Source organism: Amycolatopsis sp. GM8 (assembly GCF_021653975.1).
Lineage (GTDB): Bacteria > Actinomycetota > Actinomycetes > Mycobacteriales > Pseudonocardiaceae > Amycolatopsis_E.
Map to the genome: position 1 here is coordinate 40348 of NZ_JAJKFK010000004.1, position 12989 is coordinate 53336.

At 67.3% G+C, this 12989-nt stretch carries 10 protein-coding genes; all 10 read left to right on the forward strand.

Translation table 11 applies throughout. The annotated features are described in order from the left end of the window. Nucleotides 1–138: 138 nt before the first annotated feature. Nucleotides 139–1062, forward strand: coding sequence for an alpha/beta hydrolase (locus tag LOZ83_RS18875; RefSeq protein WP_236792157.1), 924 nt, complete (start codon nucleotides 139–141; stop codon nucleotides 1060–1062). Nucleotides 1063–1072: 10 nt separating this feature from the next. After that, nucleotides 1073–1840 carry an enoyl-CoA hydratase-related protein gene (locus LOZ83_RS18880; RefSeq protein WP_236792158.1) on the forward strand — a complete coding sequence of 256 codons (768 nt, stop codon included), beginning with the start codon at nucleotides 1073–1075 and terminating at the stop codon, nucleotides 1838–1840. After that, nucleotides 1837–2982, forward strand: coding sequence for an acyl-CoA dehydrogenase family protein (locus LOZ83_RS18885; RefSeq protein ID WP_236792159.1), 1146 nt, complete (start codon nucleotides 1837–1839; stop codon nucleotides 2980–2982). The genes LOZ83_RS18880 and LOZ83_RS18885 overlap by 4 nt, the downstream gene beginning before the upstream one ends. 68 nt (nucleotides 2983–3050) lie before the next feature. Next, complete coding sequence (locus tag LOZ83_RS18890; protein ID WP_236792160.1) at nucleotides 3051–4091, forward strand: acyl-CoA dehydrogenase family protein; 1041 nt, start codon at nucleotides 3051–3053, stop codon at nucleotides 4089–4091. 42 nt (nucleotides 4092–4133) lie between these two features. After that, the gene (locus LOZ83_RS18895; RefSeq protein ID WP_236792161.1) at nucleotides 4134–5222 is read left to right on the forward strand and encodes an LLM class flavin-dependent oxidoreductase; all 1089 of its coding nucleotides are present in this window, start codon (nucleotides 4134–4136) and stop codon (nucleotides 5220–5222) included. Further along, nucleotides 5219–6880, forward strand: coding sequence for an AMP-binding protein (locus tag LOZ83_RS18900; RefSeq protein WP_236792162.1), 1662 nt, complete (start codon nucleotides 5219–5221; stop codon nucleotides 6878–6880). The genes LOZ83_RS18895 and LOZ83_RS18900 overlap by 4 nt, the downstream gene beginning before the upstream one ends. Before the next feature lie 24 nt (nucleotides 6881–6904). Next, nucleotides 6905–8650, forward strand: coding sequence for a CocE/NonD family hydrolase (locus LOZ83_RS18905; protein WP_236792163.1), 1746 nt, complete (start codon nucleotides 6905–6907; stop codon nucleotides 8648–8650). Between the two features lie 7 nt (nucleotides 8651–8657). Then, nucleotides 8658–10256: an AMP-binding protein gene (locus LOZ83_RS18910; protein WP_236792164.1), complete on the forward strand. Its 1599-nt coding sequence runs from the start codon at nucleotides 8658–8660 to the stop codon at nucleotides 10254–10256. 154 nt (nucleotides 10257–10410) lie between these two features. Continuing rightward, nucleotides 10411–10887: a (2Fe-2S)-binding protein gene (locus LOZ83_RS18915; RefSeq protein ID WP_236792165.1), complete on the forward strand. Its 477-nt coding sequence runs from the start codon at nucleotides 10411–10413 to the stop codon at nucleotides 10885–10887. Next, nucleotides 10884–12986 carry a molybdopterin cofactor-binding domain-containing protein gene (locus LOZ83_RS18920; protein ID WP_236792166.1) on the forward strand — a complete coding sequence of 701 codons (2103 nt, stop codon included), beginning with the start codon at nucleotides 10884–10886 and terminating at the stop codon, nucleotides 12984–12986. The genes LOZ83_RS18915 and LOZ83_RS18920 overlap by 4 nt, the downstream gene beginning before the upstream one ends. The last annotated feature ends 3 nt before the right edge of the window (nucleotides 12987–12989 follow it).

The window sequence follows — 12989 nt, forward strand, 5'->3', positions numbered from 1 at the left end:
ACGCCTGACCCCGGTGAACCTTCGTGTCCAGTGATGAGACACTCGTACCCCTTCTGGCGCACCTATTCTTTGGTCAGCGAGGGCCTCAGCGCCCCGAATCGACACTCATCCAAGAACTGCGCCTGAAGGGACATTGTGTTGGAGCGGAGGATCGAGTTCCAAAGCGAGGGAGACACGATCGTCGGCACCCTCTACCGGCCGGACGGCCGCGAGGGGCCGTTGCCGACCGTGATCGGTGCCGGCGGCTGGTGCTACACCAAGGAAATCGTGCTCCCGCACGTCGCCAGGATCGCCGGGCGGGACGACGTGCAGTTCCTGGCCTTCGACTATCGCGGCTTCGGCGAGAGCGGGGGAGCGCGCAGGCAGCACATCGATCCGTGGGCCCAGATCCAGGACTACCGCAACGCCGTGACCTTCGCGGAGCGGCTGGACGAGGTCGACGAAAACGCACTAGGCGCGTTCGGTATCTCCTACAGCGGCGGTCACGTCCTGATCCTGGCGGCGGTCGAGCCGCGCCTCAAGGCCTTCGTGTCCGTGCTCCCGGTCGTCGACGGATACGCCACCCTGAAACGCTGCCACGGCGAGATCGACTTCCGCCTTCTGGAGAACGATCTTCTCCAGGACCTCCGGGACCGCTTCGACGGAAAGGGCGGTACGAAGGCGATGTCGTCGCCGGCACCGCACGAGGACCGGCCGACCTGGCCCTATCCGCAGGCGTACGAAGTGTTCAAGGTGCTCAAGGAAACGGAAGCGCCACTGCACGAGCACTGGAGTACCGCCGAGTCCACGCAGAACCTCCTCGCCTACAGCGTTTTTCCCTACCTGCCGAGGATCGTCGAGCGCTCGGTCATGATGATCGTGGTCTCGGGCGACAACATCACCTCGATCGACCTCGAAGTCGAGGCGTTCAACCGCATCCCGTCGCCGGACAAGTCGCTCAAGATCCTGCCCGCGGCGGGCCACATGAGTCTCTACTCGGATCGCCGTGACACGAACGTCGCCGCGGCACACACGGCCGAATGGTTCAAGCGCACATTGTCGCCGTCCTGGGAAACCGTTTGAGGCGCCCACGATGACCGGCTTCGAGTATCTGAAATTCACCGTCGCGGACAGGATCGCGACTGTACTGCTCGACCGTCCTCCGGTGAACGCCGTGACGCAGGAGATGTATCGCGAGATCACCGAGTTCTTCTCCACCGCCGGCGAGCTTGCCGACGCGATCGTGCTTTCGGGGGCGGGTAAGCATTTCTGCGGTGGTAACGACCTCGGCGAGTTCGCCTCGTTGACCCCGGACAACGCCGATGCCCGGATGAAGATCGTCCGGACGGCCTTCTTCGCGATCCAGGATTGCCCCATTCCCGTTGTGGGAGCGGTCAACGGCACCGCGGTGGGTACGGGTTTGGCGATCGCGGCGTCGTGTGACTTCGTGATCGCCGCGGACAACGCGCGACTCGGCGTGCCCGAGATCGGGGTCGGCGTGATGGGCGGAGCGCGGCATCTCGCTCGACTGGTGCCCGAGCCATGGGTGCGGTGCCTGTATCTCACAGGAGACCCATTGCCCGCGACGGCGCTCAAGGATCTCGGCGGGATCGTCGAGGTGTGCCCGCCGGAGGATCTGATCGAGACCGCACTCGAGTGGGCGAAGCGGATCGTGCGCCACAGTGGCGCCGCGATCCGGATGGCGAAGCGATCTCTCAAGGAGATCGAAACCATGGACATCAAGGACGGGTATACCTACGAGCAGGGACTGACCCGGGAGTTCTCCGGGCATCCCCACTCCAGGGAGGCCGTCCGCGCTTTGCTCGAACGCCGCCCGCCCGAGTTCGGGCCGGTCACATGACGCCGCCGGCATTGGAGGCGTATCGAGCGAGCGCGCGAAGCTGGCTCGCCGCGTCGGCACCGCCGCCTCTTCCGCAGGACTACCGGCTCCGGACCGAGGCGCTCCGCGAGTGGCACAGCACGCTGTACCGGTCGGGCTGGGTGGGCATCGACTGGCCGCGGGAACTCGGCGGGCAGGGGCTGTCGCTCGAGCATGCCTTGATCTTCATCGAGGAGTCGGCGCGCGCCGGGGCTCCGCAACCCTTCGGCGCGATCGGCCTGCATGTCGTCGGCCCGACTCTGCTGCGGTACGGGACCGGTGAGCAGTTGGCGCGCTTCGTGGAACCCCTCTTGTCGGGTAAGGAGATCTGGTGTCAGGGTTTCTCCGAACCGGACGCCGGCTCGGACCTGGCGTCGTTGCGAACGCGCGCCGTCCTTGAGGACGACGAGTTCGTGCTCACCGGCCAGAAGATCTGGACGAGCTGGGCGGATGACAGCGATTGGTGCGCCGTGCTCGCGCGAACAGATCCCGATCGTGCCCAGCACAAGGGCATCAGTTACCTGCTGGTGGACATGAAGACACCCGGGGTCACGGTTCGCCCGATCACCCAGATCACCGGCGACGCCGAGTTCTGCGAGGTCTTTTTCGAAGACGTGCGGGTTCCACGCTCGAACCTCCTGGGGCCGCTGCACGGCGGCTGGGAATTGGCGATGCACACCCTGGGCCACGAGCGCAGTGGATACGCCTTGCGGCGCCGTGCCGAACTTGAGGTGTCCTACCGGAATCTGCTGGACGCGATCCGGCTGGGGGATTCTGGTCCTGATGTGGCCGTGCGGATCGGCGCCGCCTACGTCACCCTCAGGGGCCTGTCGGCCCTTTCCCGTCGCGCCGTGCGGCGAGCACGAAACGGCGAGGTGCCTTCGCCATTGGACTCGGTCGACAAGCTGGCCCTCGCGAAGGGCGAACAGCAGCTGTTCGGGACGGCGCTCGATCTGCTGGGCGCGCATCGCGCGGCTCCGCTCACTGAGGGCACTTCGCTCGACGGAGAGCAGATCGTCAAGGACTATCTGCACGGCCGGGCCGCTTCGGTCTACGGCGGATCTGAGCAGATCCAGCTCACGATCGTCGCGGAACGTCTTCTCGGACTGCCGAGGATGAGGTGATCGAGATTTCCGCAAGTGACTTCGCGAAGGAGTTCGAGGCGGCGGCCGCCCGGCTGCTGGACGTTCAGATGGCCCGCACCCCGATTCGCGAACAGCTGGAACAGTCGGGCTGGAGCGAGCCACTGTGGACTTCGGTCGTCGACGCGGGCTGGCTGGATGTCATGCTCCCGCAGCACCTCGGGGGACTCGGTCTGGGGATCGGCGACGTCTCGGGGATTTTCACCGCCGCCGGCCGATACCTGTTGCCGGGCCCGCTCTTCGACAATGCCGTCGCCGTACCGCTCGCCGTGGGGCAGGCGACCAGAGACAAGCACTTGACGAACCTGATCGCCGGCAGGAAGCGAATCTCGCTGGCTGACGGCGCGGCCAGTGGCCAGGCCGGCGACAGCAGGCCGGTTGTTCGCGACGGCCGTCTGTTCGGGTCGGTCGATCTGGTCCGGCTCGGGGGTGCCGCCGACCATTTTCTGGTGGTCGTCGAGGAGCCGGAACCGACGCTCGTGATGGCCGATGCCGGCATGCCGGGAGTGAGCCTGCACCGGCGCCGGACGTTCGACTCCGCGGCGGAGCACGCGCGGATCGTTTTCGACGGTGCCGAGTTCGAGCCGCTTTTCGAGAACTGTAAAGGCGATACGGCGCGAGCGGCGGCGGTCGTCGCGGAACTGCGTGACGCCGCACGTCTGTTGTTCTCGTGTGAGATAGCGGGGACCGCGCGGCATCTGCTGGACAGTGCCGTTCTCTATGCGAAGGAACGAGAACAGTTCGGCCGGCCGATCGGAGCCTTTCAGGCCATTCAGCATCTCCTGGCCACTCTGGCGACCAGGCAGATAACGCTGGAGGCGGCCTGCGAGCAGGGGCTCAATTCATGGGATTCGGAACCCGCTAGCCGTTATGTCGCCGCCACCACGGCCAAGGCGATCGCGGCCGAGGTCGGCCGTGTGGTGGGGGAGGGCGCTCTTCAGGTGCACGGCGGCATCGCCTTCACCCGCGAATTCCCGCTCCACCGATGGCACGTGCACGTTCTCGGCCTGCAAGGCCGCTACGGCGACCAGCACACGATCGCGGCGGAACTGGGGAACCTTCTCGTCGGCAAGGAATTCGCGTTGTGGTAATTGATCGAGTCGAGAACTCTACAAGGGAGTGGAGGAACAATCGTGATCGAGTTCGGCTTGTTGTACGACTGGCGCAACCCGCCGCGTCCGGAATGGTTCACCCCGTGGCCGCAGTTCTACCGGGAAGGCTTCGAGCACATCGCCGAGATGGAACGCCACGGTGTGGACATCATCAGTTTCGGCGAGCATCACGGGGATGTGGACGGCTTCAATCCGCACATCGTGGAATCGCTGGTGATGGCGGCGGAGCGGACCAGCCGGGTGTCACTCGGCACGAACATCATCCAACTGCCCTACTACCACCCGGTGATGCTCGCCGAACGGCTGGCGTTCGTCGACATCATTTCCGGCGGCCGGCTGAAGGCATTGGGGCTGGGCCAGATCGGGTCTCCGTGGGACGTCGAGATGGAAATGCTCGGCGTGAACACGAAACACCGGCCGAGCCTGCTGGAAGAGGGGCTCGAACTGCTGCACCGCTGCTGGACCGAAGACGAGCCGTTCGACTACGAGGGAAAGCGGTACAAGGGCAAGTACATCACGATAACGCCCAAGCCGTTGCAGAAACCGAGTCCTCGCATGCAGGTCATCGGTGTGAGTGAGCAGTCGGCCGACCGCGTCGCGCGGATGGGATTCGATGTGGGCGGGCCCGGCGGCTTCTTCGACGGCTTGACCTCGAAGGAGCGGTGGGACGCCTGGTTGCCGATGTGGCAGAACGTGTGCGCCCGCCACGAACGCGACCCCGACGATGTGACCATCTCGGTGTTCGGGCAGTGCTTCGTCACCGACGATCCCGAGCGTGCCGCCGCACTGCACGGCGACGCGGTCGAATACTGCTTGACGTGGGAGTCGCGACCCTCGACCCACGTGTACTCGGACGAGAGCCTGCGGCACGGCGGTGACAAGGGACTGATCACTGGTCTGGACCTGCGGAAGACCTTCATGACACCGGAGGAGGCGATCGCCGAATTCCGCGCCACCCACGAGAAGCGGGCCCCTGACCAGTTCCTGCTGATCGCGACGCGTCCGGGGATGACGTGGGAACAGGCTGCCGAGTACCACGGCAACTTCATCGACAAGGTCCTTCCCCATCTGCAGGACCTGCCGACCCGTCGCTCCTCGGGCAGTCGATGACCGCGATGCCGGCCGGGCGGACGAGGGCCCGGACAAGATACGCCGAAGAGGGCCATTTGACCGGCGAGCTGCTGGACCGGCAGCTCGAACAGGCAGCGGCGGCGTGTGGTTCGCGGACGGCCATCGTCGATGGTGCGCATAGGCTGACTTACCACGAGATGTTCCAGCGGGTCGAGAGCCTGGCGCATGCCTTGCGGGGCCGGGGAATCGGGCCCGGTGATGTCGTCTCGTTCCAGCTGCCGAACTGGTGGGAGGCGTCGGTCGTCCACTTCGCCACGATCCGGATCGGTGCGATCAGCAATCCGCTCGTCCCGATCCTGCGGCATCGGGAGCTGCGGTTCATGCTGCAGCAGGCAGGCTCGAAGATCGTGTTCGTTCCCTCGACGTTCCGGGGGTTCGATCACGCCGCCCTGGCGAGCAGGCTCTGTGACGAGGTGGCCACTCTCGAAGCGATGGTGACAGTGCGAGGTGCGCGCGACCAGGCGCTGACGTTCGACGGCCTGCTCGGTGAGGGGACACGGTTAGCGGAGTCGAACGGTGGGGGAGAGCCTGCCCCGGTGAGGTCCGCGGACGATCCCGTCCTGCTGCTGTACACATCCGGCACGGAATCCCGGCCCAAAGGCGTCGTGCACAGTCACAACGGCCTCGTGTACGAGAACCGGACCATGATCGAGCGGTACTCACTGTCCGAGCGGGACGCGGTGTTCATGCCGTCGCCGGTGACGCATATTTCGGGCCTCCTCTACGGAATCCACCTTCCGGTCGCACTGCGGACGAAGGTCGCCCTGCTCGATCAATGGCGGCCCGAGCAGGGTCGTGACCTCATCAGAACCGAGAACTGCACGTTCACCGTGGGCGCCACACCGTTCCTCAGCGGCCTCGTCGACGTCGGGCCGGAGAACGGCGCCGGCACTTCGCTGCGCTATTTCGTGTGTGGTGGGGCGGACGTGCCGCCACAGCTAATTCGGCTTGCCGACGAGAAGCTGAAATGTGTCGCGGTGCGCGCCTACGGTTCCACCGAGTTTCCGACGCTGTCCGCGGGTGGCCCCGGTGACTCCGTGGAACGCCGTGCGACCACCGACGGGCAGATCCTCGGCGCGGCTGAGGCACGCGTCCTGACCGGCGACGACACGGTGGCGCCACCGGGTGTGGTCGGGGACCTGTACGTCCGTGGCCCGGAGGCCTTCCTCGGATATCTGGACGCGTCGGACACCGACGCGACGATCGGCCCCGACGACTGGATCAGCACCGGTGATCAGGCCGTCATCGATGCCGGCGGTTACGTCCGCATCACGGGCCGGACGAAGGACATCATCCTTCGCGGCGGCGAGAACATCAGCGCGAAAGAGGTCGAGGAGATCCTCGGCGAGCATCCGGCCATCCGGGAGGTCGCCGTTGTCGCGATGCCCGACAAAGTGCTCACCGAGAAGGCGTGCGCCTTTGTGGTGCCCCGCCCCGGCGCCACGCTCGACCTCGGCGAGCTGGTCCGACACCTGGAGTCGACCAATACGGCGCGCCAGAAATTCCCGGAGCGGCTGGAACTCGTCGAGTCACTTCCCAAGACGGCCAGCGGAAAGGTCCAGAAGGTGGTCCTCCGGCAGATCGTGAAAGAACGCCTCGCCGCGGAGCAGCGAGCCGCATTGAGCACTGACAGTTGATCCGACCCACGATAAGGGGAAACGATGAATCAGGGGCCAGAGCCGGCCGTCGAGATGAGGATCCTGCACGACGAGCCGATTCCGATGGACGACGGCATCGCATTGCGGGCCAATGTGTTCCTGCCCCCGGCCGATGGTGCGTATCCGGTGGTCCTCGCGGTCACGAACTACGCGAAGGATCTCCCTTTCTGCCAGGGTTACCCGGACGCCTGGGAAAACGCCCTCGAGACCGCGCCCGAGCTCGCCGAGCACACCTCCGGTAAATACATTTCCTTCGAGGCCGTCGACCCCGAGAAATGGGTGCCGCACGGGTACGCGGTCGTGGTCGTGGACGCGCGTGGCATTGGGAGGTCACCGGGTGTCGTCAACAGCTTTTCGCCGCGGGAGGCGCAGGACTATTACGACGCGATCGAGTGGGCGGCGGCGCAGCCATGGTCCACCGGCAAGATCGGCACGATGGGAATGTCCTACCTCGCGGTGTCCCAGTGGCTCGTCGCCGGCCTCCAGCCGCCGCACCACGGCGGGATGATCGCGTGGGAAGCGTGGAACGACATGCTCCGCGGACTCAGCTATCACGGCGGGATTCCCTCCACGTTCTATCGAAGCTGGTCCAATTCCCAGGTGCGGTCCGTTCAGCATGGTCTGGGCACACGCGGATACCGCAACCAATTCACCGGCAGGCTCATTTCGGGTGACGTGGAGCTTTCCCAGGAGGAACTGGACGCGAACATCGTGGACCCCTATGTGCAGGTGATGGAGCATCCGCTCGACGACGGTTTCTACGACCAGCGCCGGGCCCGGTGGGACAAGATCACGGTCCCGCTGCTGTCCGTGGGCAGCTGGGGCTCGGTGGGCGTGCACCTGCGGGGCAACTCGGAGGGTTTCATGCATGCCGCGTCGACCCAGAAGTGGCTGGTGATGCGCCAGTCCCAGGGCACCTTCGCTGGTATGTACACCAACGAGGGGGTCGAACTGCAACGACGGTTCTTCGACTTCGTGCTCAAGGGCGAGGGCGATTTCGCGCTGACCCAGCCCAAGGTGCGGCTCGATATCCGTAGCGCACGGGACGAGGTCCTGGAACAGCGCGCCGAGAACGAGTGGCCGCTGGCGCGCACGGAGTGGACGAAGCTTTACCTCGACGTCGGCAATCTCGAGCTGACCGAGAAGCAGCCCGATGAGGGGACCGCGAACTACCAGGGATTCAGCAAGCAGGGCCTGACCTTCCTCACTCCGCCGATGGAACGCGACACGGAGATCCTCGGTCCGCAAGCGGCCAAGCTGTGGGCTTCCTCGTCCACCACGGACGCGGACCTCTTCCTGAGCCTCAGGCTGTTCGACCCGGACGGGCAGGAGGTCCTGTTCCACGGCATGGCGGACCCGCAGGTGCCGGTCACGAACGGCTGGTTGCGGGCTTCGCAGCGCAAACTGGACGAGTCGAAGACACTCCCGTTCCGTCCTTACCTGAGTCACGACACCGTCAGGCCGCTCTTTCCCGGCAAGGTCTATGAGCTCGATGTCGAGATCTGGCCCACGAGCGTTGTGGTGCCACAGGGCTATCGGCTCGGTCTGATGGTCGCGGGTGTGGATTTCGATCACGGCCGTGAGTCCGTCATGTGGGGCAAGTCGGGCCTCGAATTGCGCGGTTCTTCGATCTGGCCGCACGTCGACCCGCTCCGCCGGCCGGCAGCCGTCTACGACAACGAGGTGACCCTTTACGGTGGCGGTAGCCGGGCGTCCTATTTCCTCGCCGCGATCGTTCCCCCGAAGTAGGCGAGCGATGGTTGGTGACGAGTTCCGTGCTCATCCGTCCGGCCTCCCCGGTGCCTGCGTCGCGGAGCTGCTGTGCGATCGGCATGACGCGGATTCCGTGGCGTTCAAGGTGATCACCCGGGACGGTTCGACGGTCGACGTGACGTTCGGCCGGCTCCGGGAACGCTCGGAGCGCCTTGCGGCCGGCCTGGCCTCGCTCGGGGTCGGCCCAGGGGACCGGGTCGCGACGCTGATGTCCAAGGGCGTGGATCTGGTCACGACGCAGCTCGCGGTCTGGCGGCTCGGCGCGGTGTATCTGCCGCTCTTCACCGCCTTCGGCGCCGGGGCGATAGGTGATCGCCTCCGTCAGGCGAACGCCAAGGTGGTCGTGTGCGACGAGCCGGAACGCCACAAGCTCGAACAGCCGTCGTGGACGGTGGTGAACACGGGGGAGGTCGTTCGCGACAGGGACGTCCGGTTCGCCGATCTGCTCGGCTTTCCCGCCGCCACGGCCCCGGTGGCTGTGGGACCGGACGGCACGATGATGGTGTTGTATACCTCGGGCACCACCGGCACGCCGAAAGGTGTGCCGGTGCCGGTCCGGGCACTCGCTTCGTTCGAGTGCTACTTCCGTTACGGGCTGGGCGTTTCGGATGACGACGTCTACTGGAACGCGGCCGATCCGGGCTGGGCCTACGGACTGTATTACTCGATCATCGCGCCGCTGCTGGCGGGCACGTGCTCGATCCTGGTCTCCGGCAAGTTCGCCGTCGAGGACACCTGGCGGATGCTGTCCGAATACGGCGTGACCAATTTCGCCGCCGCGCCCACGGTCTTTCGAGCCTTGCGTGCGTCGACCGGTGCCCACGGAGCCCTCGCCCTGCGGCGCGTGTCGAGCGCCGGCGAGCCCCTCAATCCCGATGTCGTGGAATGGTCGCGAAGGGAATTGGGGGTGGCGATTCACGACCATTACGGTCAGACGGAGCTGGGCATGGTCCTCGGCAATCACCATCATCCCGCCGTGCCGGGCGAGATCAAGCCCGGGAGTATGGGGCAGTCGCTGCCCGGCTGGACGGCAGAGGTGCTCGCGAATGACCGGGACGTGGTTCTCGGCGCGGGCCGGCTCGGCCGGCTGGCCATCGACGTGGCCGCGAGCCCGCTGATGTGGTTCGACGGGTATCTCGACCGGCCCGAGGCGACAGCCGAACGATTCAGCGCCGACCGCCGCTGGTATCTGACGGGAGACCTCGCCCAACGCGACGAGGAGGGCTTTTTCTTTTTCTCGTCGCGGGACGACGACCTCATCATCATGGCCGGTTACCGGATCGGTCCGTTCGACATCGAGTCGGTGCTCATCAGTCATCCCTTGGTCGCGGAGGCCGCCTGCGTCGCGGCGGCCGATGACCTCCGGGGCGAGGTGATCGAGGCCTTCGTCGTCCTGCGAGCGGCGGCCGAACCGTCCGGCGACCTGGCCGAGGATCTCCAGGAACTGGTGCGGAACCGATATGGGGCGCATGCGTACCCACGCCGGGTGCACTTCGTCGCGGACCTGCCGAAGACCCCCAGCGGCAAAGTCCAGCGGGCGGAGCTCCGCAACCGGACGGCGGCCCGGCGGACGTCGGGTTGAGTACGCACACTTCTTTCCGCGTCGGCAGGCGGACTGTTCCCCGCCGCCGCCGAACGCATCGCCGTGGCCGACCTTCCGGTATAGATTGCGTCGAAGTCCCGCATCGGCCGTTCGCGGTTTCCCGTCCGCAGGCGGCTAAGGCACGCTGGTGTCCATGGCAGAGGAAAAGACGCTGACGGTCAACGGGCAGCGGCGCGCGTTCACCACCGAGGACGACACGCCGCTGTTGTACGTGCTGCGCAACCATCTCGGGCTCAAGGGGACCCGGTTCGGCTGCGGGCTCGGGTTGTGCGGCGCCTGCCTGGTGCTGGCCGACGGGCGCACGGTCTATTCCTGCGACACGCCGGTCTGGTCGGTGGCGGACAAGGAGGTCACCACCGTCGAGGGGCTCAGCGCCCCGGACCGGCCGCACCCCGTGGCGCGGGCCCTGATCGCCGGGCAGGCGGCGCAGTGCGGGTACTGCATGTCCGGCATCGTCGTCGCGGCCGCGGAACTGCTCGCCGGGAACGACGATCCCACCGAGGACGAGGTCAGGGCCGCCCTCGACCGGAACCTCTGCCGCTGCGGTGCCCACAACCGCGTGGTGCGGTCAGTGCTCGCCGCAGCCGCCGAACTGCGGGAGCGGCAATGACGCTTTCCCCGTCCCTGCAAGCGAATCCGCGGCTCGCTGACTGGCTGCGGTTCGTCCCCGGCATGGTGGAGGTCCGCTCCGGCAAGGTCGAGCTCGGCCAGGGCGTGCTCACCGCGCTCGCGCAGATCGCCGCCGAGGAGCTGGACGTGCCGGTGCACCGGATCCGGATGGTCCCGGCGGACACCGGCCTCAGCCCGGACGAGGGCTACACCGCGGGGAGCATGTCCGTGCAGCATTCCGGCGCCGCCATCCAGGTCGTGTGCGCCGAGGTCCGAGCGCTGTGCGTCGCCACCGTGGCCGCCGGGTGGGCAGTGCCCGCCGACGCCCTGACTGTCCAAGATGGACAGATCCACGGGCCGGGCGGGCGAGTCACGAGCTACTGGGACTTGGCCGGTGACGCGCTGCTCGACCAGCCCGCGAGCGGCGCGGTCCTGGTGAAGGCGTCGGCGGACTACCGGATCGTCGGCACCGACGTGCCGCGCCTGGACCTGCCGGGCAAGTTCACCGGGCGGGCAAGGTTCGTGCACGACGTGACGCCCGGCGAGTTGCGGTACGGCCGGGTCGTCCGGCCACCCGGGAGAAGCGCGCTGCTGACCAGCGTCGACACCGCGGCAACGCTGGCGATGCCCGGGGTGGTGACCGTGGTCCACGACGGCGGTTTCCTGGGCGTGGTCGCCGACCGCGAGGAGGTCGCGGTCCGCGCGGCGGAGCGGCTGCGCCAGGACGCCACCTGGGAGCGGCAGCCGGTCCTGCCGGACGAAGACCAGCTGTCCGGTTTCCTCGTCGAGGCGCCGTCCGAGACGGCGACCCTGGCCGAGCACGGCGAATCCCCGTCCGGCGCCGTCCGGTCGCTGCACGCCACGTATCACCGGCCGTATCTGGCACACGCGTCGATCGGCCCGTCGAGTGCGACCGCCAGGACCGACGGCACGCACCTGGAAGTATGGAGCCACAGCCAGGGCGTGCACTTCCTGCGCCGCGAGCTCGCCAAGGTGCTGGGCCTGCGGGTCGAGGACGTGACCGTACGGCACGTCGAAGGCGCCGGCTGTTACGGACACAACGGCGCCGACGACGCCGCCATGGACGCCGCACTGCTGGCGCTGGCGGTACCCGGCAGCCCGGTGCAGGTGGTGTGGTCGCGCGCGGACGAGCTCGGCTGGGCACCGTACGGACCGGGGGCCGTGGTGCGGCTTTCGGCGGAGGTCGGCGCCGACGGATCGGTCCTGTCGTGGCGGCACGAGATCTGGGGCAGCGGCCATCTCGGGCGGCCGGGTTTCACTCCGGTGCCGGGCTTTCTGGCCGCGAGTCACCGCAAGGGCGGCGTGCCGATCCGTACCGCGCCGGAGGCGCCGCTCGAGTTCGGTGGCGGGGCCGGGCGGAACGCGGTGCCCGGCTACGACTTCCCGGCGTACCAGGTGGTCAACCACGATCTGCGGGAGATGCCGTTGCGCACGTCGTCCCTGCGCTCGCTCGGTGCGCATGTGAACGTGTTCGCGGCGGAGTCGTTCATCGACGAGCTCGCCGCGGAGGCCGGCCGCGACCCGGTCGAGTACCGGCTCGCGCAGCTCGGCGATCCGCGGGCGCGCGCCGTCGTGACGGCCGCCGCCGAGCGGGCCGGCTGGACGCGATGGTCCACATCGGACAGTACGGGGCACGGGATCGGGTACGCCCGCTACAAGAACAGCGGTGCCTACTGTGCCGTGGTCGCCGAAGTGGAGGCGGTCGAGGAGGTCCGGGTGCGGAGGCTGGTGATCGCCGTGGACGCGGGCCTGATCATCAACCCGGATGGTGCGGTGAACCAGATCGAAGGCGGCGCGATCCAGGCGACCAGCTGGACGTTGAAGGAACGGGTGCGCTTCGACCGGTTCGCCGTGACGAGCCAGGACTGGGAGAGCTACCCGATCCTGCGGTTCTCCGAGGTGCCCGCGGTCGAGGTCGAACTGCTGCCCGGTAACGGCAATCCGCCGCTCGGCGTGGGTGAAGCGGCGCAGGGCCCGACGGCGGCGGCGATCGCCAACGCCGTCTACGACGCGCTCGCGGTCCGGGTCCGCTCGCTACCGCTGACCCCGGAGCAGATCGTCGCCGCCATGCCCGGCTGACCC

What these genes read in the sequence shown, in the direction of transcription:
- LOZ83_RS18880 (WP_236792158.1), top strand. Translation starts at nt 1,073, where the DNA reads ATGACCGGCTTCGAGTATCTGAAATTCACCGTCGCGGACAGGATCGCG.
- LOZ83_RS18905 (WP_236792163.1), top strand. Translation starts at nt 6,905, where the DNA reads ATGAATCAGGGGCCAGAGCCGGCCGTCGAGATGAGGATCCTGCACGAC.
- LOZ83_RS18885 (WP_236792159.1), top strand. Translation starts at nt 1,837, where the DNA reads ATGACGCCGCCGGCATTGGAGGCGTATCGAGCGAGCGCGCGAAGCTGG.
- LOZ83_RS18915 (WP_236792165.1), top strand. Translation starts at nt 10,411, where the DNA reads ATGGCAGAGGAAAAGACGCTGACGGTCAACGGGCAGCGGCGCGCGTTC.
- LOZ83_RS18890 (WP_236792160.1), top strand. Translation starts at nt 3,051, where the DNA reads ATGGCCCGCACCCCGATTCGCGAACAGCTGGAACAGTCGGGCTGGAGC.
- LOZ83_RS18910 (WP_236792164.1), top strand. Translation starts at nt 8,658, where the DNA reads ATGGTTGGTGACGAGTTCCGTGCTCATCCGTCCGGCCTCCCCGGTGCC.
- LOZ83_RS18920 (WP_236792166.1), top strand. Translation starts at nt 10,884, where the DNA reads ATGACGCTTTCCCCGTCCCTGCAAGCGAATCCGCGGCTCGCTGACTGG.
- LOZ83_RS18900 (WP_236792162.1), top strand. Translation starts at nt 5,219, where the DNA reads ATGACCGCGATGCCGGCCGGGCGGACGAGGGCCCGGACAAGATACGCC.